The sequence below is a fragment of the Maritimimonas sp. 2210JD6-3 genome (genome assembly GCF_056591795.1).
The window spans coordinates 63663-89624 of record NZ_JBWQOJ010000007.1 but is presented as its reverse complement, the minus strand read 5'-3'; the positions used below and the strand labels follow the sequence as shown (position 1 = coordinate 89624).

Genomic DNA, 25962 nt, shown 5'->3' with positions numbered 1-25962 from the left:
GAGACCTTTGGTTTTATAATAGCTTAGTAAAAGTATTTGTCTAATAAGTTACTTTCTTTTTCCCAGCAAAAAATAGTTTTTGCTGTTTTTTGGTTTCTTTTTATTTCAGAAAGTAATTTTTTATGATTCAAAGAGGTCTTTATTTTTTTCGCAATGTATTGCGGATCATGACTTTCTAACAATATCCCGACCTTATGCTTAGTCACTATTTTTTCAACCTCTTTCAAAGGATAAGCAACAAAAGGCAATTCACTATGTATATAGTCAAATAGCTTATTAGGCAAAGAAAATTGAAAGCTTTTCCCAACGGGTTCTTCTAATAAAATACCCATATCTGCTTTCTTTGTGTAGTTGTGTAATTCTTCATAAGCAATTCTTCCTAAAAAGTGAACCCTATTATTTAAATAACGATTTCTAACGAATGAAACTAGGTTTTCTTTTTCTTTACCATGACCAATAATAACCAAATCAACACCTTCTAGAAAATTTAATGACTCTATAACTTGGTATAACCCTCGATTTTTAGTTAATTTTCCTTGATAAAGAAGTACTTTATTCTTTGTAGGAAAAGTAACATCTTTATAAATAAGGTCTAAATTATGTAGAATTGGTACATTTCTAATAATTCCGAATTTTACTTTATACTTTTCGTAGTATGCATCTACAATAGATTCACTAACAGTATAGACCTTATTTAACTTTGGAATTATGATTTTTTCTATTTGTAACCATATTTTTTTTACAAATGACCTGCCTTCTAGCTCTGGAGTTTCTGTAAAATATTCATGACTATCAAATACTAATTCAGTTTTTTTGATCTTAGAAGCCAAAAAACAAGCAACTAAGGTGTCAAGATCGTTAGAAAGAATGTAATCATGTTTGTTAAAAAGTAAAAACCCAAGTAATCTAATATTGTATTCTAAGTAAAAAATAAAGTTTGAGTTAAACCAATGTTTTTTATGAAATATTTTATACTTTCTGTCAACTTCAAAAGTATCTGGTAATTTTCTACCTCGAGCAATAACATTAAAACCTTTTTGTACCAAATAATTGCAAACTCTATGTACGCGTTGATCTGATGAAACATCATTAATTACGGCTACTAAAATGGTTTTTTTAGTACTCAAAATAGAAATGTTGTTTAAACAACTTCAAATACCTTTTCTCCTTCACATTTTATTGTTTTATGAGGATATTTTAAAATAAGCGCATAGTCATGTGTTGCCATTAAAATGGTCTTCCCACTTTTGCTAATTTGCTCTAGAATACTCATCACTTCAAGCGAAGTTTTAGGGTCTAGATTCCCCGTAGGTTCATCAGCTAAAATCAGTTCAGGATCATTCAGTAAAGCACGAGCTATGGCTACACGTTGTTGTTCACCACCAGATAATTGAAATGGCATTTTAAATCCTTTGGTTTTCATACCCACCTTATCAAGTACCTCGTCAATTTTTGCTTTCATTTTAGCCTGCTCTTTCCAACCAGTAGCTTTTAGAACAAATAGCAAATTGTCATAAACATTACGATCGTTTAACAATTTAAAATCTTGAAAGACAATACCCAATTTTCTCCGTAAGAACGGGATGTCTTTTTCACGAAGTTTTGTGAGGTCAAAACCTACAATAGTACCAGCTCCTTTTGTTAAGGGTAAGTCACCATATAGTGTTTTCATAAGGCTACTTTTACCACTACCAGTTTTACCGATTAGATACATAAAATCGCCCTCATAAATAGCAACATCCACATTAGATAATACAAGATTTTCTTGTTGAAATATCGAAGCTTCTTTAAGATGTAAAACAGGCTCAGCCATATAGTTTTAGATTTTTGATGTACAAACTTACTGTTTAAATTTTGAAATCGAAAAAGGTATTGTTCGTATGATTAATTTTATCTTTGATTCCTCTTGAAAATTCAAACAATGAGAATTTTTTTCATCATTATTATTTTAGTTACAACGTATAGTTGTAAGCAAAAAAGACAAGACATATCGTATAGTTGGAGTATAACTGAGCTTAAAAATGTACCAGAACCAGTCACGAACAGTGCTGTTATTGAGGGATTTGTACAAAGTGAACCTTATGTATTCACTTTTGCAGGATTAGATAGCACCAAAAAACATTCTGGGATACACTTGCGATCGTATAAATACAATTTTAAAAATAATATCTGGAGTCAAATAGCAAATTTACCCGATACGCTTGGTAAAATAGCTAGTGCGGCGAGTCGTATAAAAGACACCATTTATATTATTGGAGGCTATCATGTTTTTGAAGATCATTCAGAAAAATCATCAAATAAAGTACATCGCTACGATGTGGTTAATGATATATTTTTAGATGATGGAGTGCCTATACCTGTTCCAATTGATGACCAAGTGCAAGCTGTATGGCGAGATCAGTTAATTTATATAGTTACAGGATGGTCAGATAAAGAGAATATGCCTGATGTTCAGATTTATGATCCCGCTAAGAATAGTTGGATGCAAGGAACACCAGTTCCTAATAATCATACTTACAAATCTTTTGGTGCTTCAGGAACCATTGTAGGTGATACTATTTTCTATTTTGGAGGCGCTTCTATGGGGAAACACTATCCAATTCAAAATGTACTTCGAAAAGGAGTTATTAACCCTAAGAAACCGACAGAGATTACTTGGTCTCATCAAATAATCGATTCAACGATTGTGGGGTATCGAATGGCAGCTACTTCAGTACACCATACACCGTATTGGATAGGTGGAAGTTCTGTAACTTACAACTATAATCCGATTGCCTATAATGGCTCAGGAGCTGTAAGTCCTTTAAATAGAATACTTTCTTATAAAAAAGGAATGTTGAAAGAAGATTTTTTGAATAAAATCCCAATGGATTTGAGAGGAATAGCATCTTTAAACGACTCAACAAAAATAATTGTTGGAGGCATTCGAGAAAATCAACAAGTAAGCAATAAAGCATATCTATTAAAACGCGTAAGAAAACAATGAAATTTCTATCTATATTTTTAGTGATTGTTACACTAATTTCCTGTAAAAAAGAACAGAAACCAACGACATTACAAGAAGGTATTTGGCGAGGCGAAATTGCCATGCAAAATCAAGTTTTACCCTTTAACTTTGAGGTATCTAAAGAAGGCGAATCCTATAAAGCGAACCTAATCAATGGTGTTGAAAAAATCCCTTTAGACGAGATAGCAATCGAGGGTGATTCAGTATTTATAGCGCTGCATATTTTTGATATTGATTTAAAAGCAAAAATTGAAGAAGATAGACTGAATGGGCATTATATTAAAAATTATAAAGAGAATTATAAATTACCTTTTACTGCAACTTTTAATAAAGAAAGTAGATTCGAAAGCCCTACTGCTACTGCTATTTTTGACGGTAAATGGCAAACCATTTTTACAGAAAAAGATGGGAGTGCGTATCCAGCGATAGGAATCTTTAAGAAAGAAGGGGATCTTGTTAAAGGAACTTTTTTAACAGAAACAGGAGATTATCGTTACCTCGAGGGTATTGCCACAGATGATAAAATGAGCCTCTATACCTTTGATGGTAATCATGCTTTTATTTTTAATGCTTCTATTAAAAATGATTCAATCACAGGAGAGTTTCTGTCGGGCTTAGATTATAAAGCTACTTTTAAAGGAGTTAAAAATGACAGTGCAAAACTTACAGATGCTGATGAGTTAACCTATTTAAAAGAAGGTTACGATAAGGTTTCTTTTTCTTTTCCTGGTTTAGATGGTAAACCTATAAGCTTAGATGACGAAAAATATAAAAATAAAGTAGTGTTATTACAGATTTTTGGTACTTGGTGTCCTAATTGTATGGATGAAACTAAGTTTTATGCAGATTGGTATCAGAAGAATAGAGATAAGGGTGTAGAGATTATTGGTCTAGCTTATGAGGCAAAAGACGATTTCGAATATGCAAAAGCTCGAGTAGAAAAGATGAAGCAGAAATATAATGTAGGTTATGATTATGTTATTGCAGGTGTGTACGATAAAGAAGCTGCGGCTAAAACACTACCTATGTTGAATCATGTACTATCGTTTCCTACGACTATTTTTATAGATAAAAAAGGCGAGGTTCGCAAAATTCATACAGGTTTTTCTGGCCCTGCTACGGGTAAATATTATGAAGATTTTGTCGATGATTTTAATGCGTTCATGAACGTGTTAATTTCAGAATAAAAGTACTTTGGCGCGATATATGTTAACTTCTTAGGGTTAATTGAGTATATTTTCTTAACAAAATGTTATAATTAATTAACAATTATACAATTTCAAACTAAATATGCGTTGTGTAAAATAGGCATGGTATATTTTTAGCATGTTTTTAAAAATGAAACCCCTCGAAATGAAGCAACATAGTAGAATTATGTTTGGCTTGTTAGTATTCTTTACGCTAATAGGCTATGCCCAAAAAACGGCTATTTATACAGATCAACTAAAAGAGTATAACCATGCTGTTGACTTATATAACAATAGAGATTTCGAAGCTGCTAAAACGCTGTTTAGCAAAATCAAAAACGATTTTAATAAAGATTCAGAACTCAGAGCAAATAGTGAATATTATATTGCTTTTAGCGATATTCAGTTAGGCGAAGGAGATCAACAAATGAAAGATTTTGTTGAACGCTTTCCAACAAGTACTAAGCAAAACACGGCATTTTTAGAGGTTGGGGATTATTATTTCAAGAATGGTAATTATCCATATGCATTAAAATGGTATAAAAATGTAGAAACTCGAAATCTATCTACAGGACAAGAAGAAGACTATACATTTAAATATGGTTACGGATTATTTTCTTTACGCAATTATAAAAGCGCTAAAGAATATTTTCAACGATTACTCAACTCACAAGAATACGGCTCGCAAGCAAAATATTATTACGGATTTATTGCCTACCAAGACGATGATTATGATAATGCCAATCGCTATTTAAATGAAGTTGCCAATGACAAAGAACTTGGTAAAGATGTTCCGTATTATATGGCAAATATCAAGTTTAAAACGGGGCAATTCGAAGAAGCCATAAAAATTGCAAAACCCTTTTTAAAACAAGCGGATAGATTACAACATTCTGAAGTGTCAAAAATTATTGGGGAAAGCTATTTTAACTTAAAAAAATATGACGAAGCCATTCCCTATTTATTAGACTACAAAGGAAAACGTAGAAGGTTCAACAATACCGATTATTACTTTTTAGGCTATGCCTATTATCAACAAAAAGACTACGAAACTGCAATTTCTTATTTTAATAAAATAGTTGATGGCAATGATGGCGTAGCACAAAATGCCTATTATCATTTAGGTGAATGTTACCTAAAAACAGACCAAAAGGTGGAAGCTTTAAATGCATTTAGAAATGCTTCTCAAATGGATTTTAACAATGATATTAAAAAAGATGCCTGGTTAAACTATGCAAAACTAAGCTACGAAGTAGGTAATCCCTATAAACCAATACCTGAGGTTTTGCAAGAGTATCTAGACTTATATCCGCAATCAGAGTCGAAAGAAGAAATAGAGGAACTGCAAATAAGCGCTTATGTTACTTCAGGTGATTATGAAGGTGCCTTAGAAGCACTTAAAAGTAGAACGGGTGCAGATTATAAAACTATGTATCAAAAAGTAGCATTGTACAGAGGAATTCAATTGTTTAATGAAGAGAATCCTAAAGAAGCTAAAAAATATTTTGATATTGCGATTGATGATCCGCGTGACGCAACAATTGCTGCGAGAGCTATTTTTTGGAAGGCAGAAGCCGATTATACATTGACCAATTATGAGGAGGCTCGTGTTGGATTTAAGCAATTTGAAAACGCTAGTAACACAGATGATCTATCTGAAAAAGAACAATTATATTACAGCTTAGGATATACACATTTTAAACTAAAAATGTATGATCTCGCCAATATTAATTTCAAAGGGTACATAATTTCATCACCTGCAGATATTGAAAAATTGAGTGATGCTAAAGTACGGTTAGGAGATACCTATTTTGTTGCAAGTGATTATGATAATGCCATAAAAGAATATAATAAAGTGATTAATGAAAAAGGTCAGGCTATAGATTATGCACACTTTCAAAGAGCCATGAGTTATGGGTTGATTGGTAAAAATGATGATAAAATAATTGACCTCACAAAGTTTTTAAGCAGTTACCGTACATCATCATTACGAGATGATGCTTATTATGAATTAGGAGGTGCTTACACAAAAGCAAATAATACAGATAAAGCCATAGAAGTCTATGATAATCTATTGAAATACCACAAGAGAAGTTCTTACGTGCCGAAAGCATTACTAAAACAAGGATTGATCTACTACAATATTGAACAAGATAACCAAGCTCTCGATAAGTATAAACGTGTTGTAAAAGAATATCCGAATACCGAAGATGCGAAGCAAGCTGTTGCCAACGCACGCCAAGTATATGTTGATTTAGGAAGAGTAGATGAATACGCAGATTGGGTAAAAAGTTTAGATTTTGTAGAGGTTACCGATAGTGATCTTGATAATGATATGTACGAATCTGCAGAAAAACAATACCTACAGAATAATCGTATAAAAGCAATCTCGGCGTTTAAAAAGTATTTAGAGCGTTTTCCTAATGGGGTACATGCTTTAAACGCTAATTTTTACTTAGCAGAGTCATTGTTTGCAGAAAATAATCAAGGAGCTTCGGCAAAACATTACCAGTTTGTAGCTGACCAAGAGCGTAATGAATTTACCGAACAAGCACTTTCTAAATTGGCACAAGTGTATTTAGAAGCAAATAATTGGAATGCTGCAATGCCTATTCTCGAAAGGTTAGAAGAGCAAGCAGATTTTCCACAAAATATAACATTTGCGCAAAGTAATTTAATGAAGGGGCATTATGAATTAGAGCAATATGAAGATGCAGTTGCCTATGCTGAAAAAGTATTAAAACGTCCTAAAATTGAGAATAGGGTAAAATCTGATGCAAAAGTTATCATTGCGCGTTCAGCTTTTAAAACAGGAGATGAATACAAAGCACAAGATGCTTATAAAGAAGTAGCTAAGATTGCCACAGGAGAGTTAAAGGCAGAGGCATTGTATTATGATGCGTATTTTAAAAATAAAGAAGGTAATTATAAGGTCTCAAATACGGTGGCACAGAAGTTAGTTTCTGAATATTCAGCATATAAATATTTTGGTGCGAAAGGACTTATCGTTATGGCAAATAATTTTTATGAATTAGATGACGCTTTTCAGGCAACTTATATTTTAGAAAATGTAATTAAAAACTTTAAAGATTATGAAGATGTTGTACAAGAAGCAAAAGACGAATTAAAGAAGATAAAAGCAAAAGAAGCTGAAACTAATGAATCAGTAGATCCAAATGAAAACTAAATCAAAAGTCATTTTGATGTTAACGAAGAATCTTTAAAACATGAAAAATAGAATTTTAATACTACTGTTAGTTTTAGCAACCTCGTTTTCTTTTGCGCAAAAAAGACAAAAGGATACCATAGACACAGAGGTAATTAATGTAGTAAGACCTTATTCGCCAACGGTGTCTGATGCTTTTAAGATAAAGACAAACCCAAAAATCACAGATTCTATTGCTAAAAAAGAAGTAGCCTATGCCATAATTTCATTTCCGGTTGCATCTACTTTCACACCAGCGAAAGGAAAACCAAAAGCATTACAAGTAGTTCCAAGTGATCCTACCTATACAAATTTTATCATGGCGGGTTTGGGTAATTTCGGGACACCTCAAGTAGAAGCTTTCTTTAAAACAAGTAGTAATCGCTTTAATCAGTTTGGTGCTTTTGTAAACTATCATTCATCACGCGGAGGTATTGAAGGAGTTGTACTTGATGATAATTTTTTAGATGCTAATGTCGATTTATTTTATGCACAAGATGATCGTGATTATGATTGGCAACTCAATGGAGGGGTACGTTATCAAAAATATAACTGGTACGGACTTTCAAATGAGATTAATTATACAGGAGATGTAATTAACGGAATTGATCCTAGTTTAAATTATACAGATGTGCATATTGAAGGAATTATGAATTATCAAGATTCATTTTTTCAAGGTGGGAAAGCTGAACTCTACAGCTTTACCGACAATGAGGCCAGTTCTGAGCTCTACGGTTTGGTGAAGCCTAAAATTGAATTTCCGATCGCTAATGAATATATAAATGCTGAAGCAAGACTTGAATTTTTAAACGGAAAATTCTTTCAGAATTTTGAAAGAACGAATGATATCAATTACACGTTTTTCAATATCGGCTTTAGTCCAAATTTAGAAATCTTACGTGATAATCTAACACTAAATTTAGGAGCAGACCTAGTATATAGTTTAGGTTCAGGTACAAATAATGAAAACAAAGGTTATATCTATCCTAAAGTTACGGCTTCATACGTACTCATAGATCAAGTGATGACGGCTTTTGCAGGAGTAGTAGGTGGTTTACATCAAAATTCATTTAAAGAGTTTGCGAATGAAAATCCATTCGTATCACCAACGTTAAATATAAGAAGAACAAATCAGCAATATGACGCTTATGGCGGATTTAAAGGTAAGCTAGCGTCTAATGTAAGTTATAACTTAAAAGGAGGCTATACTATTGAGAGAGACAAGCCTTTATACAAATTAAATCCATCAAAAACAGGCGGAACTACTTTAGTTAGTAAAGGATTTGAAGCAGGAAATTCGTTTAATGTTTTGTATGACGATGTGAACACAGTCTATGCGAAAGCAGAGGTTAGCGTAGATTTTTCAAAAGCGTTAAAATTTGGAGGTAATGTTGGTTATTATATCTATGAAACTGAAAACGAAGCAGAACCTTGGAATTTACCTGCTTTAAGAGCAACTGCTTTTGCAAATTACACGAATGATCAATGGTTTGCAGGTGCTAATTTGTTTTTTATAGGTGAACGCAAAGATGAGATTACATTTACCGATCCCTTATTAAATAGTATTTTTGTAACGAATGGAAATTATCTCGACTTAAATATAAACGGAGGTTATAAGTTCACCAATAGATTTACAGCATTTGCAAAAGTTAACAATCTATTAAGTAGTAATTATGAAAAATATACGAACTTTACCGTACAAGGTTTACAGGTCTTTGTAGGTTTAAAATATAAGTTTGATTTTTAAATTTAAAAGTATTTCATAAATCGTAAAATAATAAGAAATAGTCATTTAGAGTGGCGTTATGTGTTTTCCCTTCTTTTCCCTTTTTACATGACGCTACTTGAATGGCATTAAGAATACATCTTTTTATAATATTCTCTATAGGCTCCAGAAGTTACATTGTTTAGCCAATCTTCGTTGTTTAAATACCAATCAATTGTTTTTGAAAGCCCTTCTTCAAAGGTTACTGAAGGTTTCCAACCTAATTCTCTATTTAATTTTTTGGCATCTATGGCATAACGACGGTCATGACCAGCACGGTCTTTTACAAAAGTGATCAACTGTGCAGAAGTTCCCTTTTCTCTCCCTAATTTTTGATCCATAAGCTTACATAATAGATTAATAAGATCAAGATTTGTCCATTCGTTGAAACCACCAATATTGTAAGTTTCTCCAACTTTACCTTTATGAAATATCAGGTCAATAGCTTTTGCATGATCTTCTACAAACAACCAATCTCTAGTATATTGACCATCACCATATACAGGAAGCGCCTTATTATTTTTAATATTATTAATAAATAGTGGAATCAGCTTTTCAGGAAAATGATTTGCACCATAATTGTTAGAACAATTACTCACAATAAAGGGCATTTTATAGGTATTTCCATAAGACCGAACCAAATGATCTGAAGCAGCTTTTGAGGCAGCATATGGAGATTGAGGATTGTATGGTGTGGTTTCTGTAAATAAGCCTGTCTCACCTAAAGAACCATACACTTCATCTGTTGAAATGTGATAGAATAATTTACCTTTAAAATTACCATTACAGGCATTTCTGAAGGCATTCATTACATTGGCCGTGCCAATTACATTGGTTTCTAAAAAAGCGTTAGGATCTTTAATAGAACGATCTACATGACTTTCTGCGGCAAGGTGAATTACAGCATCAAATTTATGTTCATTAAATAAACTATTGATAAAGTCAACATCTTTAATATTTCCTTTAATAAAACTGTAGTTGTCAGAGGTAGCAATATCTACTATGTTTTCTAGATTTCCGGCATAGGTTAAGGCATCTAAATTGAAGATTTTATATTCTGGATATTTTGTAACAAACAACCTAAGTACATGTGATCCGATAAATCCGGCACCACCAGTAATGAGTATACTCTTATTGCTATTCATTTAATGTTTTTTGCCATTTCCAGGCAGATGCCAATCCATCCTCCAAACTTAATTCAGCTTTCCAACCCAATTCTTGATTTGCATACGAAGTATCAGCATAAGCTTCTACAATATCACCCTCACGTTTATCTACAATATGATAATTTAATTTTTGCCCAGTAGTATTTTCAAAAGCATTGATAACATCTAATACGGTACTTCCTTTACCAGTACCAATATTAAAAATTTCAAATGAGCTTTTGTTTCTGTTATGAAGTAATCTACGCATAGCAATAGTGTGTGCTTTTGCTAAATCTACAACATGAATATAATCGCGAATGGCAGTTCCGTCTTTTGTAGGATAATCACCACCATAGACAGATAATTTTGCCCTGATCCCAGCAGCTGTTTGGGTTACAAACGGAATTAAATTCTGCGGAACACCAATTGGCAATTCGCCAATTTTAGCTGTTTTATGAGCTCCTATAGGATTAAAGTAACGTAATGCAATTGCATTTAAACTTGAAGCTTTTGTAGTATCTTTTAGAATTTCTTCGCCTATTTTTTTAGTATTACCATAAGGAGATTCTGCGGGTTTGTAGGGAGCGCTTTCTGTAATTGGCATTGTATCAGCTTGACCATAAACTGTACAAGATGAGCTAAAAATAAAATTATTGATATTTCTACTATTCATTTCTTTTAATAAATAGATTAAAGAAGAAATATTATTATGATAATATTTTAAGGGTTTTTCAACACTTTCTCCTACAGCTTTAGAAGCAGCAAAATGAATAACTCCTTTAACATCTGAGTACTTTTTGAATAAATTGTTTACAGCGGTTTTTTCTTTTAGATCAATTTGCTCAAAGTAAGGTTCTTTACCAGTGATAGTGGTAATGCCATGTAACACGGCTATCGATGAATTTGATAGATCATCTACAATCACAACATCATAGCCCTCTTCTTGTAGCTCTACTACCGTGTGAGAGCCTATAAAGCCTAATCCTCCTGTTACCAAAATCTTTTCCACAGCTAAAAAATTATTGATTTACAAATTCTAACACTTTCTCAGTAACATATTTTAAATCTTCTTCAGTGAATTCAGTATGAATAGGTAACGATATTACAGTTTCACAAAGCTCATAGGTAACTTTAAAATTTTCTTCATTATACCTACTATCAGCATATGCTTTTTGCTTGTGTAAAGGCACTGGATAATAAATAGCACTTGCGATTCCATTTTCTTTCAAATGCTCTTGTAAATCTGCTCTGTCAACACCATTTAAGCGTAAGGTATATTGATGAAAAACATGGCAATCGCAATTTTCGCAAAATATATCAGCATTACATTTTCCCGATTTTGGAGTGATTAGTTTTTCAGTTTCGGCAAAAGCAGTATTGTAATAATTTGCAACAGATCGTCTCGCATTACAATATGCATCTAGATGAGGTAGTTTAATATCTAAAACTACAGCTTGCATAGAATCTAAACGAGAATTTACCCCAACCACATCGTGATAATAACGTTTGTACATACCATGATTTACCATACCTCTCATAACATGAGCCAACGCATCATCATTCGTAAAGATGGCACCTCCATCGCCGTAACACCCTAAGTTTTTACTTGGAAAAAATGAAGTAGTACCCACATCACCAATCGTTCCTGCTTTCTTCTTAGTACCATCCTTAAAAGTATAACTAGCACCAATAGCCTGAGCCGTATCTTCGATTACAAAAAGATCATGTTCTTTTGCAATTTCCATAATGGCTTCCATGTTGGCAACCTGACCAAATAAATGTACAGGTATTATCGCTTTAGTTTTAGATGTAATTGCTTTTTTGAGGGCATCAATATCAATATTAAACGTATCAGGATCAACATCAACCAATACAGGAGTTAATTTTAATAACCCAATGGTTTCTACGGTAGCGGCAAAAGTAAAGTCAGCAGTAATTACTTCATCTCCTTGTTCTAAGCCTAATCCCATCATAGCTATTTGTAAAGCATCTGTACCATTGGCACAAGGTATTACGTGTTTAGCTCCGAGATATTCTTCCAAGTTTTTTTGAAAACTTTTCACTTGAGGTCCATTTATAAAAGCGGTAGTATTTATTACTTCTAGAATAGCACTATCAACTTGATCTTTAATTTTGTGATACTGACCTTTAAGGTCAACCATAGGTATATTCTTCATCAAAATGATTTTTAGAGAAACAAAAATAACAATTATTTGAGAGCAGTTGTGCTAAATTCCTATTTTCGCGTTAACAATGTTTTTATTGTACAACATATCTCACTTTTTATTTGGTTTTTTTATTAAAATTATTAGTTTTTTTAATAAAAAAATCAAGCTGTTTGTTAATGGGAGAAAGGATGTTTTTAAGTATTTAGAAGATAATATTTCTACTATAAATAAGGTCATTTGGTTTCACTGTGCCTCTTTGGGCGAATTTGAACAAGGACGACCAGTAATTGAGAAACTAAAAACGCAAAAACCAAATTATAAAATTTTAGTGACGTTTTTTTCTCCTTCGGGTTATGAAGTTCGTAAAAATTACGCTTACGCGGATGTGGTTTGCTACTTACCTTTAGATACAATTTCTAATGCACGAAAATTCTTAGAAATTGTGCATCCAGACATGGCTATTTTTGTAAAATATGAGTTTTGGCCTAATTTTTTACGTGAACTAAAACAAAGAAATATAAAAACGATACTCATTTCAGGTATTTTTAGAAAAGACCAAGCATTTTTTAAAGGTTATGGTGCTTGGATGCGGAAATCACTTAAGACCTTTAATCATTTTTTTGTTCAGAATGATGATTCTAAGAGGTTATTAAAAGATATTGGTTTTAGCAATGTAACTGTAAGTGGTGATACCCGTTTTGATCGTGTATATGATATTCTAAATCAAGAGAATACTATCCATGAAATTGAAACATTTAAGAATAATAAACACACGCTGGTAGCTGGGAGTACTTGGCCAGAAGGAGAAACTTTATTGATTAACTATATAAATAATCAAGCTACAGAAGAGGAAAAGTTTATCCTTGCTCCACATAATATCAACCCCAAAGAAATAGAAAAACTAAAAGCATCTTTCAAAAGGAAAACCATGTTATTTTCTGAAAAAGACAAGCATGATATTACAGATGCTCAGGTGTTAATCATCGATTCTATTGGCTTACTTACAAAAGTCTATAGTTATGCAAATGTGGCGTATGTAGGTGGCGGATTTAAAACAGGGTTGCATAATATTTTAGAACCCGCTACGTATGGTGTTCCGATTATTATCGGACCTCATTATGAGAAATTCAACGAAGCTAAAGAACTTGTTGCATTAGGAGGATGTATTGTTGTAAATTCTCAACATCAGTTTAATAGTACTCTTAAGGAGCTATATCAGCATAAGCAATTAATGTTAGCGAAAGGAGAAATCTCTAAAAACTATGTTAAAAGTAATATTGGTGCTACAAATGCTATCTTAAAGTATATTCAAGAAGAACTTTAATGGCCCTTTCTTTGTAACTTGCAAGTTCCTGTATGAGTGAATTAATAGATAAATTCGGACGGCAAATTTCGTATGTGCGCTTAGCGGTTACAGACCGCTGTAATTTGCGCTGCCAATATTGTATGCCTGCCCATGGTATTAATATTGTTGATCGAAAAGAGTTACTAACATTTAAAGAAATGTATCGGGTCACTCGCGTATTGAGTGAGCTAGGTGTAAATAAAGTACGTCTTACTGGTGGAGAACCCTTTGTACGTAAAGATTTTATCAAGTTTATAGAAATGCTTTCATTTAATGACTTATTAGATGAAATCAATATTACTACTAACGGAGCATTAATTGCTAATCATATTGAAAAGCTAGCGTCACTTAAAGTAAAATCTATTAATTTGAGTATTGATAGTTTGAACAGCGAGAATTTTGCAAAGATTACACGAAGAGATGTTTTTGATGAAGTATTCAAGACTTTACAGTTACTTGAACAAAGTGCTATGAATTTAAAACTCAATATGGTTGTGCAGTCAGGAGTGAATACTGATGAAATTAATGATTTTGTTGCGTTCACAAAGAATAAAGATATAACTGTACGATTTATAGAGGAAATGCCCTTTAACGGAACTGGGCAACGTGAAACAAAAGAGGTATGGAACTACACTAAAATTCTGACTGAAGTTCAATCTCATTTTTCAACTATTGAACCACTAGTTTCAGAAAAATCATCAACTTCAAAGAATTTTAAAGTTAAAGGGTACAAAGGAAGTTTCGGGATTATTCCTGCCTTTACAAGAACGATTTGCGGTGATTGTAATCGTATTCGAATTACGGCCACGGGTATGTTTAAGAATTGTTTATTTGATGAAGGTGTTTTTAATGTTCGAGATTTTATCCGGAAAGGAGCAAGTAATGAAGACCTGAAGGAACTTTTCTTATCAATTGTTAAAGAAAAGCCCGAAAACGGATTTATAGCCGAAGCAAACAGAAAACAGAACAAAAAAGTATCAGAAAGTATGTCCACTATTGGTGGATAAATTTAATTAGATAATGAGTTAATATGATAATATCATTTCGAACGAAATGAGAAATCTCTCAAAATGATCTCATCGCAACAAGCATTAGATATTATACTTGACAATACCCAAGACTTTGGTGTTGAGGATGTTTCTTTTTTAGATGCTCAAAATAGAGTTTTGAAAGAGGATATTGTTGCTGATCGTGATTTTCCACCATTTGATCGTGTGAGTATGGATGGTATTGCTATTAATTTTACTGCCTTTGCTAACGGAAAAAGAACTTTTCAAATAGAGGGAGTTCAACCGGCAGGAAGTTCTCGACTTACATTAAAAAATGAAGAAAATTGCTTCGAAGTAATGACAGGCGCCATACTTCCTTTAAATTCAGATACGGTAATTCGCTATGAAGATGTAAGTATCGACAATGGTTATGCAACCTTAAAGATAGATACTATAACTGCGAATCAAAATGTACATCATAAGGCTAAAGATAGAAAGCAAAGTGCTATTTTAATTAGAAAAAACACCTTACTATTTCCTGCTGAAATAGGAGTTTTGAGTACTGTAGGAAAAGCCAACGTACAGGTTGCGAAACAGCCAAAAGTGATGATTATATCAACTGGCGATGAGTTGGTTGATATCGATCAAAAGCCATTGCAACATCAAATTAGACGAAGTAATGTTTATACCTTGGTTGGACTATTAAAGAAATTAAACATTCAAGCGAAAGTAGATCATATAGTAGATCATAGAGAACTATTAAGAGAGAGTATAGCAGCATACTTAATGAGTTATGACGTTTTGCTATTTAGCGGTGCTGTGAGCAAAGGTAAATACGATTTTTTACCAGAAGTACTCGAAGAACTAGGTGTTCAAAAATTATTTCACAAGGTTGCGCAAAGACCTGGTAAACCTTTTTGGTTCGGCGGGCACCAAGTGCCTTTAAGTATGAATGAGCAGAGCGGAAAAAATACCAATAAAAAAGTAAGCGTTTTTGCGTTTCCAGGAAATCCAGTCTCTACTTTTGTAGGATGTCTAAAGTATTTTTATCCATGGTATAAAAAATCTGTCGGAATTCCAGATACTGAAATTAATCAAGCAGTTTTAGTTGAAGACTTCGAATTCAAGCCATCACTCACGTATTTTTTACAAGTAAAGCTTTATTATACAGAAGGCTTAACAATGGCAAAACCTAGTACGGGTAATGGTTCAGGAGATTTGGCTAACTTAGTAACTATCGATGGTTTTATAGAGTTACCTCCAGATAAAACAGTGTTTAAAGCAGGAGAAGTGTATCCATTAATAACATTTAGATAAATGAGTGATTTTTCACATATAACAGACAAAAATCAACCCAAAATGGTGAATGTTGGTGATAAAAAAATCACCAAGCGAAAGGCAATTGCTAAAGCAGCAATGTACTTAGGTACTGAAATCATTTCAAAATTTAAGGATAGTGAATTAAGTACTAAAAAAGGTCCTGTTTTTCAAACTGCTATTATTGCTGGGATTCAAGCCGTAAAAAAAACATCAGACTTGATACCTATGTGTCATCCGCTTATGATTAACGGTGTCGATATTGACATTACTATTTTAGATACTGAAAACATTGAAATTCTTTGTTCGGTAGAAATTGAAGGTAAAACCGGAGTCGAAATGGAAGCATTGACAGGAGCATCTGTAGCGGCTCTTACGGTATATGATATGTGTAAGTCTATATCACCAAAAATGAGGATTAAAGAAGTAAAATTAGTAGAAAAAACAGGAGGCAAATCAGCTATTAAAAAGTGAATGTCTTTACGAAGAATGAAATGACGAAGTAATCTATTGAATGAGATTCAGAAGCAAATTTAGAATTACAAAATCAAAAAAATGGACAATATAAAACACTATAAACATACTAAGTTAGCACGTAGAATAAATGATAACTTTGCGCCTAACGAAATTGCTATTTTAGGAACAAAATGCTCAATTATCGCTGATTTTGTTCAAAAAATGAGCAAAAAACTGCAAAAAACTGCAAAAATTGGGTATTTAGATGCTTCGCATGCTGATACAATTGAAGTACCGATTTTAGATGAATTTACAGCGCATCATTCTGGTAGTTTATCTGTTACAAGTAAACATGATTTAAATGAATATAACGAACGGATTCACTTTTCAGCATATGATTTACTTTTTATCAATGGAAATCATTACAAAGGAGCAAAACAGATCCTCATTTTAGACAATGAAAAGGAAGCTTCTGTTAAAAAACGATTAGACCAACTAGACAGAATTCAGTTTGTAGTGAAGTTAAATGACGATTCTACGTATTTTGATTTTTTATTAGAAAAATACCCAGCCATCAAGAATCTCAAACAGTATACTATTGACGAGATTGATGCCATTGCGGGGCATATCAATAATTTAATTCAGGAAAATATAGCTCCCATACAAGGAGTGGTTTTGGCTGGCGGTAAAAGCAAACGCATGGGTCAAGACAAAACGCAAATTAAGTATCATGGTAAATCGCAATTAGCACATACGGTTGAATTATTGGAAAACAACTTACTTACCACCTTTGTGTCCTTAGCTGAAAATCAAGTGTTACATGACTATCAAGTAATACAAGACAAATATGTTGATTTAGGTGTTTTTGGAGCGATTTGCTCTGCATTTATGAAAGATCCGAATAAAGCTTGGTTGGTCTTAGCAACCGATCTGCCTTTTGTAGATAAAGATTTGATTCAATTGTTGTTACAAAAAAGAAATCCAACAAAAGTTGCCACAGCCATTAAAGGAAAATCAAAACAATTTGTTGAACCGCTGATTACTATTTATGAGCCAAAAGCGTATCCTATTTTGTTGAATTATTTGGCACAAGGGTATTCATGTCCGCGTAAGGCATTGATTAATTCTGATGTTGAAATTGTAGAGGTTGAAGATGATTTAATACGCAATGTGAATACTCCCGAAGAGTATGAAAAAGCTTTAGAAGAAATCAAAAATGCGTAAAACACTCCATATAGCAAATGGTGATAGTACCAGAATGCAATTAGAGGAAAGTGAATTGCATGGAGACATTGTAGTATGCCGAGAGCTATTTTGCGAAGGCAAAATTGTAGAAGATATAGGTAGTGATGCGTTTTGGAAGGCAAGATATGCGTTCTTCAAAAAAGAATATGATGTTGATAAGCTATCGTATTTTGATAAAACGATCAAAGAATTTGTAAAGCTTGAAGATGTCTCGCAATATGATGAAGTTGTATTATGGTTTGAATATGATCTTTTCTGTCAAGTAAATTTAATGGCAGTATGTACGTATTTACTTAAGCATTATAGGTCTGCTGTTTGGTATCATCTGGTATGTGTAGGAAAAGAATACCCAAAAGATGTTTGGAAAACCTTAGGAGACTACAAACCAGAAGCATTTGTAAAACTTTATGAAAATAAAATAAAGCTTTCGCGGAATGATCTACAATTTATAAAAGATGCCTGGGGAGTTTATGTGAGAAATGACCAGCAAGAAATAGCCCACTTCAATTATAAGAAAAGCAAAAAAATAAAATATTTTGATGTTGCCATGCAACAACATTTAAAACGTTTTAAAGACGAAAAAGGATTGAATGAAATAGACAAAAAGATATTAGAGATTATAAGAATAAAGCCTCAAAAAGAAAGAGAGATTGTAAAAGAATTACTTGAATGGCAGCATAATGAGACTGTTTATGGTTTTGGAGATTTACAATATGTTAGAAAACTTAAAAAATTATCTGATTACTACAAGGTTAATGATGAATTATATTATTTAAAATAACTAAGTAGAGAAACTTTTATAGTTAAATGAAGAATATTACTAAAAAAGACTTTTTCAAACGCCAAACAATTTTACAAGAAATTGGCGTAGCAGGGCAGCAAAAATTATTGCGAGCCAAAGTGCTCATTGTGGGATGTGGCGGACTCGGAAGTGCCGCGGCAGTCTATTTAGCGGCAAGTGGCATTGGTGAACTTCACTTGGTAGATTTTGATGTGGTTTCAGAATCGAATTTACATCGACAAGTATTTTATAGAATTGAAGATATAGGAAAACTTAAAGTTGAAATATTAGCTAGGCATATTAATTCTATTTCACCATTTGTAAAAGTAAAAACATGTAAAATAGCGCTATCAAAAATAAATGTTTTTGATTTAATTGATGTGGTAGATTATGTGTTAGATTGTACAGATAGTTTGCCTGTAAAATATCTTCTAAATGATGCCAGTGTATTAAAAGATAAACCGTTAATCTATGGTTCGTTGTATAAATTTGACGGCTATGTAGCCAGTTTTAATATAAAATTATCGAATGGAGGCTATACCACAAACTTAAGAGATGCTTTTCCTGAGATGTCAAAACAACAAGTACCTAATTGTTCAGAAGTAGGTACACTGAATACCATTGTAGGAATTATTGGATTAATGCAAGCTAATGAAGTATTAAAATTAGTAACTGAAGTTGGTAAGCCATTAATTAACCAGTTATTGATTTACAATAGTCTAGATAACTCTCAGTTCAAAATGAGATTAAAGAAATCGGTTACCAAAGAACAGATTGCCGAAATCTTTAAAAAAGAAATATATATCGATCGAAATTGTGAGGCGCAAGATGAAGCACTACTGATTTCTGCTAATACATTAAAATCAAAACTTTCACTTCGAGATCAGTCAAAAAATCTAAGTATTATCTCAGTCATAGAAGATGAAAAAACAGCATTACCTTTTCAAGTAGCTATTAAAATTCCGCTATCGAAATTAAATGTTAAAAATTTAGAATTTGACAATCAAAAAGAATATGTCATAGTCTGTAATAGAGGTATTTCAAGTTATACTGCTTTGCAAAGAATTAAAGAAGTGTATCCTAAAATTAATGTATTGAGCCTCGAAGGAGGAATAACTAATTTTTAAATGCAAGAACCCTTACAGTTTTATACTTCAGAAAAAGAAAAATATCTACTAGAGCTAGAAATATTAAAAAAGAAATTACGTATTTCTAGCGGCCTGCGAATTCTTGTGTTTTTACTAATTGTATTTGGCTGCTATTATTTTTTATTTGCTACGAAAATACTTTTTATTGGTACTGTGATTGGTATTACAACCTTTTTATTGTTAATAGTAAGACATGGTAAATTACAATCTCAAAGAGATTTAAAAGAAAACTTACTTACTCAGAATCAAACAGAAATTGACGCGCTCAATGGCAATTTTTCAAGATTCGATGATGGGTTCGAATTTGTAAATCCAGCACATTTTTATAGCAATGATATTGATCTTTTCGGAGCAGGTTCTTTTTTTCAATTTGTAAATAGAACAGCCACAAAAGATGGTAAGATACTCTTGGCATCCTTACTTACCTCTAATAACATTTCTAATATTGAACAAAAACAGGAACTAATAAAAGAGCTCGCATCAAAACCCAGATGGAGGCAGCATTTTTCGGCACTGGCAAGTCTTGTTAAAGTACAACACACGACAGAAGCAATACTAAAATGGGTACAAGATTATACACCAAAATTCGAAACTTTTGTAGCCTGGTTACCAAAGTTATTTTCTATTGCTTCTCTTGTATTGATCGTATTATCAAGCGTTAGTCTTCTAAGTTTTAATATGGTTTTTCTTTGGTTTTTTGTGGGATTAGGAGTTAGTAGTATTTATTTCAAAAAAGTAAATCAAGTTTATCTAAATGCTGACAAAGCAAAAAGTACTTTTAAACAATACAATAAACTTTTAAAAGAGATTGAAACGACAAACTTTCATTCACAATTATTACAAGAAGCGCAAAACAAAATAAAGATTGAAAATGAAAAAGCTTCACAAGTATTTGCAATTTTCTCGAAATACCTTGATGCTTTAGATCAACGGAATAATGTTATCATAGCTGTACTAGGAAATGGTCTTTTTTTAAGAGACTTACAAATAGCTTATAAAATTGAAAAATGGATAGAGAGGTACGCTAAGAAAACCGAAAATTGGTTTGATGCAATTGCTTTTTTTGATGCCCAAAACTCATTGGCAAATATGGCTTTTAATCACTCAGAATACGTCTTTGCAGAGATTATAGAAGGGAATAATGTTATAAAAGGAACACAATTAGGACATCCATTAATGAAAAAGAAACAACGCATAGATAATGATTTTAAAATAGAAAATCAGCAGTTCTTTATTATTACTGGGGCAAATATGGCGGGTAAAAGTACTTTTTTACGAACAGTTTCATTAGCTATAGTAATGAGTAATGTGGGTTTACCAGTATGTGCTGAGTCATTTTATTATTCACCTGTAAAGTTGATTACGAGTATGCGAACCTCAGATTCATTAGCCGATAATGAATCCTATTTCTTTGCTGAATTAAAACGTTTGAAGTTTATTATTGAAGAAATTAAAAATGAGGAGTATTTTATTATTCTTGACGAGATTCTAAAAGGAACGAATAGTGTCGATAAAGCCATAGGGTCTAAAAAATTTATTCAGAAACTAGTGGCATCTAAAGCGAAAGGAATCATCGCTACCCATGATCTTAGCTTATGTGAAATTGAAAGAGAATTAAGTGAAATAAAAAACTACTATTTTGATGCCGAAATTATAGATGATGAACTTCACTTTGATTATCAATTAAAGAATGGTATTTGCAAGAATATGAATGCTTCTTTTTTATTAAAAAAAATGGATATCGTTTAGCGATTTTTTAATTAAAAGAGTACAACAATACTTTCTTATGTTGTTTTAACAAGATGTCAAGTTCATCTAAAAATTTTATGGAAACCGTTGGACATCCCCAGCTTAACGCTATTGATTGCGGATACACTTCTTCATCAGGTACATGTTTCCAAGCATGTAAAACGACCACTCTTTTTCGCATATTAGAATTAGATTTTTCGAGTCCATCTAGCCAATATTTGTAGTTCTTACCCCATTTACTGTAAGCACGTTCACTTATAACGGCCATTCCTAAAGAGGTACATAGACTTTCACTTGTATTACTAAAGTTAACTGCTTTAGCTCCATTTTTTAATGTTGCCTTGCAACTTCCATGACAAACAAGACCTTTTTTAATAATCTGCTCTTTTTTCAAATCAACTACAAAAAAGCGATTTTTACCACTGTGTAACGAATAATCAATCATGAAGGCTATATTTTCGTTATAAGAACTATCCTTAGTAAATTGCTTTATCTTCTTTACTTGGTTGAGATAAGATTTTTCCTTTAGAGTATTTTCTATAATAGAATTCATTGCTATTTTTCTCTCTTTACAAGAGAAAAGAGATAGATATATTAGAAATACTACTATTCGTCGCATACGTATAATCTTGACTAGAAAATAAAGCTATAAAAAAACCCTGCTCATTTACAAGCAGGGTTTATAATATAATGTTAAAACTTTTATTGAATAGAGAAATCAAATACAGATTGGTTTGTTCTTCCTTGAGGTACTTGACCTTGGTAAATAAAACAATATTCTCCTGGCTCTAAGTTTTCTGGGGTAACTTTAAATTTATTACCTTCTATCTCATCAATTTTAAATGATATAGCGTACTTTGGGTCGATACCTTCACTACTTGATATCCAACTTTTCTTACCAGTAATTACTTCTCGCAAATTTTTTCTTTCTTTTACTGTAAGCTTTACTAATACAAATTCATTAGGATTTGTTGCCACTCTAAACCACCAATTAAAATAGCTACCACCTCCAAGTCCTTGATCATTTTGCATGTTGTCAACAGATGTTGCGGGATCGAAAATAAAGGTAAATTCAGGCGAACTTGTTGAAAGTACATTATTAGATTTTGTTCTTGGGAGTTGCGCTTTTTTCTTTGAGTTAATTAATCCTGAAACCAGTTTTCTCGCAGCAGAGTTTGAATTGGTTCCTGAAAAAACAGAGGGTTGAATCATTTTCTGTTTACCATTATCATCAAAGTAAATTCCAGTTTTAGAAACGGTATTGTGCTTAGATTTCTTCATGATTAAAGAAATAACATCAGAAGAAACTCCAGCTTTTTTTAATTTAGACAGCTCAGCAATAGAAGTATCAAACTTTACATTTGAGGTATTTATTTTTTCAATAATAGTTGAATCGCTAAAACCTAGTTCTTTCATCTGCACTACAGATTCATTGGTAATCGTCTCTTGAGAAGCAACAGTAAAAGAAATAAATAAAGCAACGACAATAAAAATCTTTTTCATAATTAGTTTTGTTTTAGGGAATTGTATTAAAAGGTAAATTTATTAAAATTAAAATTAAAATAATGAGCACTCATTAAATTTTTGAGTTTTACTGTAAAATATTTGATTGTGTATTACAAAAAACTTGAATAATAGTTTTCTTATCACCAGTGGCTGAAAATAGTCGTTACCTTCAAGGTGTGGCATTCACCCAAACTTCACCATCAACAAAATGTTCTTTTTTCCAAATAGGTACCGTTTCTTTTAAAGTATCTATGGCAAACTCGCAGGCTGCAAACGCTGCTTTTCTATGAGGAGCAGAAACAGCAATAATTACGGGTATATCACCAATTAGTAATTCTCCTTCTGCATGATGAATTACAATCTTTAAAATATCAAAATCTGCTAGGGCTTGATTTGCTATTTTTTGCATCTCTTTTAACGCCATAGGCTTATAGGTTGAAAAATCTAATAAGGTAACCTCTTTATCTTGAGTTTGATTTCTAACAGTTCCAATAAACAAAGCAATGCCACCACAAGAAGCATCAAGTACAAAATCATAACATGCTTGAATATTAAGTTTTTCAGATGTGATCTTTATAGAACTATTTCCATTCATTTTTAATAGATTTCACAACAAAGTTAGCGAATCGGGTTGTATTTTTGCAGTCGAAATTTTGTAGTATGAAAAATACATTTAGAGCGATAAGTATTTTAGAAGGGCTATCTTATATTTTATTGTTATTTATAGCTGTACCCATTAAATACATAGGTGGTGATGAAAGCTATGTTAAAATGCTAGGAATGCCTCACGGTTTGTTGTTCGTAGCTTACATAGTTTTAGCCTATTTGATAAAAGATAAATTGAAATGGAATTCTAAAACTTTCTGGACAGTTTTAGTTGCTTCCATAATTCCTTTCGGAACATTTTATATAGAAAAGAAATATTTACGAGCTTAACCACCACTTACAGGAGGTATTAATGCTATAGTATCATTATTTTTTAATTCTGTATCGCTTTGCGCGTAAGTTTCATTAACAGCTATTGAATAGGCATATTTATTTAAATCTATATATCTATCTGCTAATTGTTGTTTTAATTTTTCGACTGTTATTCCTTCAGTAATTGTTAAATTCAACTCATTTTCACCGATAATATCTCGAGTAATTCCAAAAAGTAACACTTGTATCTGCATAGTTCAAAGTTATTAAAATCTGCTACATTTGTGAAATCAATACCGAACCGATTGAAAAAATATATACCAATACTCGATTGGCTTCCTAAGTATTCTTTTTTATTTTTAAAGGGTGATCTTATTGCTGGGCTGACTGTGGGTATTATATTAATTCCGCAAGGCATTGCTTATGCCTTGATTGCTGGGCTTCCACCAGTGTATGGTTTATATACAGCCTTAATTCCGCAAATAATGTATGCTATTTTCGGAACTTCTAGAAAGCTAGCTACGGGTCCTATAGCTATTGATTCGTTGATTATTGCTGCTGGGGTTTCTGCGATTGCATCGGTCAATCCAGAAAATTATATAGCGGTAGTATTAGCACTGACATTAATTACAGGATGTATTCAAGTAATTGTGGGCTTTTTTAGATTGGGCTTTATTGTGAATTTTTTATCGAAACCTGTTTTGACAGGGTTTGTAACTGCTGCTGCGCTAATTATTGGCTTTAATCAATTTAAAGGATTATTACGAATTGATATAGTGCGTAACAATCGTATTCAGAATTTGATGAATGATATTTTTAATAACCTCTCCTCAATTCATGGTAAGAGTTTTATAATCGGGCTTATTGCTGTTTTAATTATAGTAAGTCTTAGAAAAGTGAATCGGCGTATTCCTGGACCATTAATCGTGGTAATTCTCGGAATAGTAATTATGAGTATTTTTAGAGACTATTTTTCTGGAGTAGAAATTGTTAAAGAGATTCCTAAGGGTTTGCCTCAATTAACACTTCCAGAATTTGATTATGCGTTATTCTATAAACTAATTCCGTTAGCATTAACTTTAGCTTTTACAGGATTTTTACAAGCAATATCGATCGCAAAAGCACTTGATGATAATGATTCAAATTCAAAATTAGATGCAAATCAAGAATTAATAGCACTTGGTTTTGGTAATCTCGTTGGATCTTTTTTTAGCTCTTATAATTCTACGGGTAGCTTCGCAAGATCTGCTATTAATAAAGAAGTAGGAGCACAAACACCAATGGCTAATATTTTTTCGGCATTATTTATAATTTTTACACTCCTTTTTTTAACACCTATTTTCTATTATTTGCCCCAAACTGTTTTAGCGGCAATTATTATTGTAGCAGTATTTAGTCTCATAAAGATTAATGATATTAAATTCCTTTGGGATACAAATAAAAAAGATTTCTTTATGATGTTAGTTACTTTCTTAGTAACCTTAACGATTGGAGTAAAAGAAGGTATTATTGTGGGCGTTTTAGTATCTATTTTTACAGTAATTTTTGAATCTTCTATGCCTCATATTGCCGTACTAGGTAAGGTGCCAGGAGAGCAGAATTTTTATAGAAATATAGCTAGATTTAATGATGTTGAGATACATCCAGAAATATTAATCGTACGTTTTGATGCGCGACTGTATTTCGCAAATGCTAGTTATTTTAAAGAGAAGATTACAGAATATGCTATAGCAAAGGGGGAAGATTTAAGGGTCATCATATTAGATGCTGAGGTAATAAATAATATTGATAGTACTGGGGCTTCTGCATTAAATGAATTAAAACAAAAATATGCAGCGAAAGGTATAGATGTTTACATAACAAATGTAAAGGGACCTGTGAGAGATGCACTGGCTAAGAGTAAATTAACAGAAAAAATAGGTGTAGAGAACTTCTTTATGAGCATTCATGAAGCAGTTGATTATCATTGTAAACAAGAAAAAGAAGAAAGAAAGTACAGTAAATATGTGAATCAGACCAATATTGATTAAC

23 protein-coding genes are annotated in these 25962 nt (G+C 32.3%); 14 read left to right on the top strand and 9 right to left on the bottom strand.

The genetic code is table 11. The features are described 5' to 3' along the window. Positions 1-23: 23 nt before the first annotated feature. Both AC1EUY_RS05370 and AC1EUY_RS05365 read right to left on the bottom strand, forming a co-directional pair. Positions 24-1127 (bottom strand): glycosyltransferase, encoded by a 1104-nt coding sequence (locus tag AC1EUY_RS05370; RefSeq protein ID WP_480194480.1) that lies wholly within the window; start codon positions 1125-1127, stop codon positions 24-26. A gap of 14 nt (positions 1128-1141) precedes the next feature. Further along, positions 1142-1813, bottom strand: coding sequence for a cell division ATP-binding protein FtsE (locus AC1EUY_RS05365; protein WP_480194479.1), 672 nt, complete (start codon positions 1811-1813; stop codon positions 1142-1144). 108 nt (positions 1814-1921) lie between these two features. Here AC1EUY_RS05365 and AC1EUY_RS05360 point away from each other — a divergent pair, with 108 nt between their 5' ends. From AC1EUY_RS05360 to AC1EUY_RS05345, 4 genes are all read left to right on the top strand, one after another. Further along, positions 1922-2986 (top strand): Kelch repeat-containing protein, encoded by a 1065-nt coding sequence (locus AC1EUY_RS05360; RefSeq protein ID WP_480194478.1) that lies wholly within the window; start codon positions 1922-1924, stop codon positions 2984-2986. Further along, on the top strand, positions 2983-4194 hold the full coding sequence (locus AC1EUY_RS05355; RefSeq protein WP_480194477.1) for a TlpA disulfide reductase family protein: 1212 nt from the start codon (positions 2983-2985) through the stop codon (positions 4192-4194). The genes AC1EUY_RS05360 and AC1EUY_RS05355 overlap by 4 nt, the downstream gene beginning before the upstream one ends. 166 nt (positions 4195-4360) lie before the next feature. After that, positions 4361-7381 carry a tetratricopeptide repeat protein gene (locus tag AC1EUY_RS05350; protein ID WP_480194476.1) on the top strand — a complete coding sequence of 1007 codons (3021 nt, stop codon included), beginning with the start codon at positions 4361-4363 and terminating at the stop codon, positions 7379-7381. A 40-nt stretch (positions 7382-7421) separates the two neighbouring features. Then, positions 7422-9146, top strand: coding sequence for a TonB-dependent receptor (locus tag AC1EUY_RS05345; protein WP_480194475.1), 1725 nt, complete (start codon positions 7422-7424; stop codon positions 9144-9146). 107 nt (positions 9147-9253) lie between these two features. Here the strand turns inward: AC1EUY_RS05345 and rfbB are convergent, their stop codons facing one another. Genes rfbB through AC1EUY_RS05330 form a run of 3 tightly spaced genes read right to left on the bottom strand, consistent with a single transcriptional unit; the run spans position 9254 to position 12486 of the window. After that, positions 9254-10309: a dTDP-glucose 4,6-dehydratase gene (rfbB, locus tag AC1EUY_RS05340; RefSeq protein ID WP_480194474.1), complete on the bottom strand. Its 1056-nt coding sequence runs from the start codon at positions 10307-10309 to the stop codon at positions 9254-9256. Then, positions 10302-11318, bottom strand: a complete 1017-nt coding sequence (galE, locus tag AC1EUY_RS05335) for a UDP-glucose 4-epimerase GalE (protein WP_480194473.1) — start codon at positions 11316-11318, stop codon at positions 10302-10304. Before galE ends, rfbB begins: the two co-directional genes overlap by 8 nt. 10 nt (positions 11319-11328) lie before the next feature. Then, positions 11329-12486 (bottom strand): DegT/DnrJ/EryC1/StrS family aminotransferase, encoded by a 1158-nt coding sequence (locus AC1EUY_RS05330; protein ID WP_480194472.1) that lies wholly within the window; start codon positions 12484-12486, stop codon positions 11329-11331. 76 nt (positions 12487-12562) lie between these two features. Here AC1EUY_RS05330 and AC1EUY_RS05325 point away from each other — a divergent pair, with 76 nt between their 5' ends. The 8 genes from AC1EUY_RS05325 to AC1EUY_RS05290 all read left to right on the top strand — a co-directional run bounded on the left by AC1EUY_RS05325 (position 12563) and on the right by AC1EUY_RS05290 (position 21507). Beyond that, the gene (locus AC1EUY_RS05325; RefSeq protein WP_480194471.1) at positions 12563-13801 is read left to right on the top strand and encodes a 3-deoxy-D-manno-octulosonic acid transferase; all 1239 of its coding nucleotides are present in this window, start codon (positions 12563-12565) and stop codon (positions 13799-13801) included. A 32-nt stretch (positions 13802-13833) separates the two neighbouring features. Beyond that, on the top strand, positions 13834-14829 hold the full coding sequence (gene moaA / locus AC1EUY_RS05320) for a GTP 3',8-cyclase MoaA (RefSeq protein ID WP_480194470.1): 996 nt from the start codon (positions 13834-13836) through the stop codon (positions 14827-14829). Between the two features lie 63 nt (positions 14830-14892). After that, entirely contained in the window at positions 14893-16128 is a 1236-nt protein-coding gene (locus AC1EUY_RS05315) for a molybdopterin molybdotransferase MoeA (protein WP_480194469.1), read from the top strand. Then, positions 16129-16602 (top strand): cyclic pyranopterin monophosphate synthase MoaC, encoded by a 474-nt coding sequence (gene moaC / locus AC1EUY_RS05310; protein WP_480194468.1) that lies wholly within the window; start codon positions 16129-16131, stop codon positions 16600-16602. Positions 16603-16683: 81 nt separating this feature from the next. Beyond that, positions 16684-17808, top strand: a complete 1125-nt coding sequence (locus AC1EUY_RS05305; RefSeq protein ID WP_480194467.1) for an NTP transferase domain-containing protein — start codon at positions 16684-16686, stop codon at positions 17806-17808. Next, complete coding sequence (locus AC1EUY_RS05300) at positions 17801-18610, top strand: DUF1835 domain-containing protein (RefSeq protein WP_480194466.1); 810 nt, start codon at positions 17801-17803, stop codon at positions 18608-18610. The genes AC1EUY_RS05305 and AC1EUY_RS05300 overlap by 8 nt, the downstream gene beginning before the upstream one ends. Positions 18611-18636: 26 nt before the next feature. After that, positions 18637-19737 carry a ThiF family adenylyltransferase gene (locus AC1EUY_RS05295; protein WP_480194465.1) on the top strand — a complete coding sequence of 367 codons (1101 nt, stop codon included), beginning with the start codon at positions 18637-18639 and terminating at the stop codon, positions 19735-19737. After that, positions 19738-21507, top strand: coding sequence for a MutS-related protein (locus AC1EUY_RS05290; protein ID WP_480194464.1), 1770 nt, complete (start codon positions 19738-19740; stop codon positions 21505-21507). It begins immediately after the preceding gene. 7 nt (positions 21508-21514) lie between these two features. On the opposite strand, the gene AC1EUY_RS05285 is transcribed toward AC1EUY_RS05290, so the two are convergent. The 3 genes from AC1EUY_RS05285 to AC1EUY_RS05275 all read right to left on the bottom strand — a co-directional run bounded on the left by AC1EUY_RS05285 (position 21515) and on the right by AC1EUY_RS05275 (position 23608). After that, complete coding sequence (locus tag AC1EUY_RS05285; RefSeq protein WP_480194463.1) at positions 21515-22126, bottom strand: murein L,D-transpeptidase catalytic domain-containing protein; 612 nt, start codon at positions 22124-22126, stop codon at positions 21515-21517. Positions 22127-22209: 83 nt separating this feature from the next. Continuing rightward, positions 22210-23010: a hypothetical protein gene (locus tag AC1EUY_RS05280; RefSeq protein ID WP_480194462.1), complete on the bottom strand. Its 801-nt coding sequence runs from the start codon at positions 23008-23010 to the stop codon at positions 22210-22212. Between the two features lie 172 nt (positions 23011-23182). Next, a complete protein-coding gene (locus AC1EUY_RS05275; protein WP_480194461.1) occupies positions 23183-23608 on the bottom strand; it encodes a molybdenum cofactor biosynthesis protein MoaE in 426 nt (141 codons plus the stop codon). 65 nt (positions 23609-23673) lie between these two features. Between AC1EUY_RS05275 and AC1EUY_RS05270 the strand changes: the two genes are divergently transcribed. Next, on the top strand, positions 23674-23949 hold the full coding sequence (locus AC1EUY_RS05270) for a DUF3817 domain-containing protein (protein WP_480194460.1): 276 nt from the start codon (positions 23674-23676) through the stop codon (positions 23947-23949). Here the strand turns inward: AC1EUY_RS05270 and AC1EUY_RS05265 are convergent. Further along, the gene (locus tag AC1EUY_RS05265) at positions 23946-24185 is read right to left on the bottom strand and encodes a MoaD/ThiS family protein (RefSeq protein WP_480194459.1); all 240 of its coding nucleotides are present in this window, start codon (positions 24183-24185) and stop codon (positions 23946-23948) included. The genes AC1EUY_RS05270 and AC1EUY_RS05265 overlap by 4 nt on opposite strands. A gap of 51 nt (positions 24186-24236) precedes the next feature. Between AC1EUY_RS05265 and AC1EUY_RS05260 the strand changes: the two genes are divergently transcribed. Beyond that, a complete protein-coding gene (locus AC1EUY_RS05260) occupies positions 24237-25961 on the top strand; it encodes a SulP family inorganic anion transporter (protein ID WP_480194458.1) in 1725 nt (574 codons plus the stop codon). Position 25962: the final 1 nt, after the last annotated feature.

Bases quoted from the DNA above. Each gene is read 5' to 3' on its own strand.
- AC1EUY_RS05365 (WP_480194479.1), bottom strand. From the start codon at position 1,813: ATGGCTGAGCCTGTTTTACATCTTAAAGAAGCTTCGATATTTCAACAA.
- AC1EUY_RS05360 (WP_480194478.1), top strand. From the start codon at position 1,922: ATGAGAATTTTTTTCATCATTATTATTTTAGTTACAACGTATAGTTGT.
- AC1EUY_RS05355 (WP_480194477.1), top strand. From the start codon at position 2,983: ATGAAATTTCTATCTATATTTTTAGTGATTGTTACACTAATTTCCTGT.
- AC1EUY_RS05350 (WP_480194476.1), top strand. From the start codon at position 4,361: ATGAAGCAACATAGTAGAATTATGTTTGGCTTGTTAGTATTCTTTACG.
- AC1EUY_RS05345 (WP_480194475.1), top strand. From the start codon at position 7,422: ATGAAAAATAGAATTTTAATACTACTGTTAGTTTTAGCAACCTCGTTT.
- rfbB (WP_480194474.1), bottom strand. From the start codon at position 10,309: ATGAATAGCAATAAGAGTATACTCATTACTGGTGGTGCCGGATTTATC.
- AC1EUY_RS05330 (WP_480194472.1), bottom strand. From the start codon at position 12,486: ATGAAGAATATACCTATGGTTGACCTTAAAGGTCAGTATCACAAAATT.
- AC1EUY_RS05325 (WP_480194471.1), top strand. From the start codon at position 12,563: ATGTTTTTATTGTACAACATATCTCACTTTTTATTTGGTTTTTTTATT.
- moaA (WP_480194470.1), top strand. From the start codon at position 13,834: ATGAGTGAATTAATAGATAAATTCGGACGGCAAATTTCGTATGTGCGC.
- AC1EUY_RS05315 (WP_480194469.1), top strand. From the start codon at position 14,893: ATGATCTCATCGCAACAAGCATTAGATATTATACTTGACAATACCCAA.
- moaC (WP_480194468.1), top strand. From the start codon at position 16,129: ATGAGTGATTTTTCACATATAACAGACAAAAATCAACCCAAAATGGTG.
- AC1EUY_RS05305 (WP_480194467.1), top strand. From the start codon at position 16,684: ATGGACAATATAAAACACTATAAACATACTAAGTTAGCACGTAGAATA.
- AC1EUY_RS05300 (WP_480194466.1), top strand. From the start codon at position 17,801: ATGCGTAAAACACTCCATATAGCAAATGGTGATAGTACCAGAATGCAA.
- AC1EUY_RS05295 (WP_480194465.1), top strand. From the start codon at position 18,637: ATGAAGAATATTACTAAAAAAGACTTTTTCAAACGCCAAACAATTTTA.
- AC1EUY_RS05290 (WP_480194464.1), top strand. From the start codon at position 19,738: ATGCAAGAACCCTTACAGTTTTATACTTCAGAAAAAGAAAAATATCTA.
- AC1EUY_RS05285 (WP_480194463.1), bottom strand. From the start codon at position 22,126: ATGCGACGAATAGTAGTATTTCTAATATATCTATCTCTTTTCTCTTGT.
- AC1EUY_RS05280 (WP_480194462.1), bottom strand. From the start codon at position 23,010: ATGAAAAAGATTTTTATTGTCGTTGCTTTATTTATTTCTTTTACTGTT.
- AC1EUY_RS05275 (WP_480194461.1), bottom strand. From the start codon at position 23,608: ATGAATGGAAATAGTTCTATAAAGATCACATCTGAAAAACTTAATATT.
- AC1EUY_RS05270 (WP_480194460.1), top strand. From the start codon at position 23,674: ATGAAAAATACATTTAGAGCGATAAGTATTTTAGAAGGGCTATCTTAT.
- AC1EUY_RS05265 (WP_480194459.1), bottom strand. From the start codon at position 24,185: ATGCAGATACAAGTGTTACTTTTTGGAATTACTCGAGATATTATCGGT.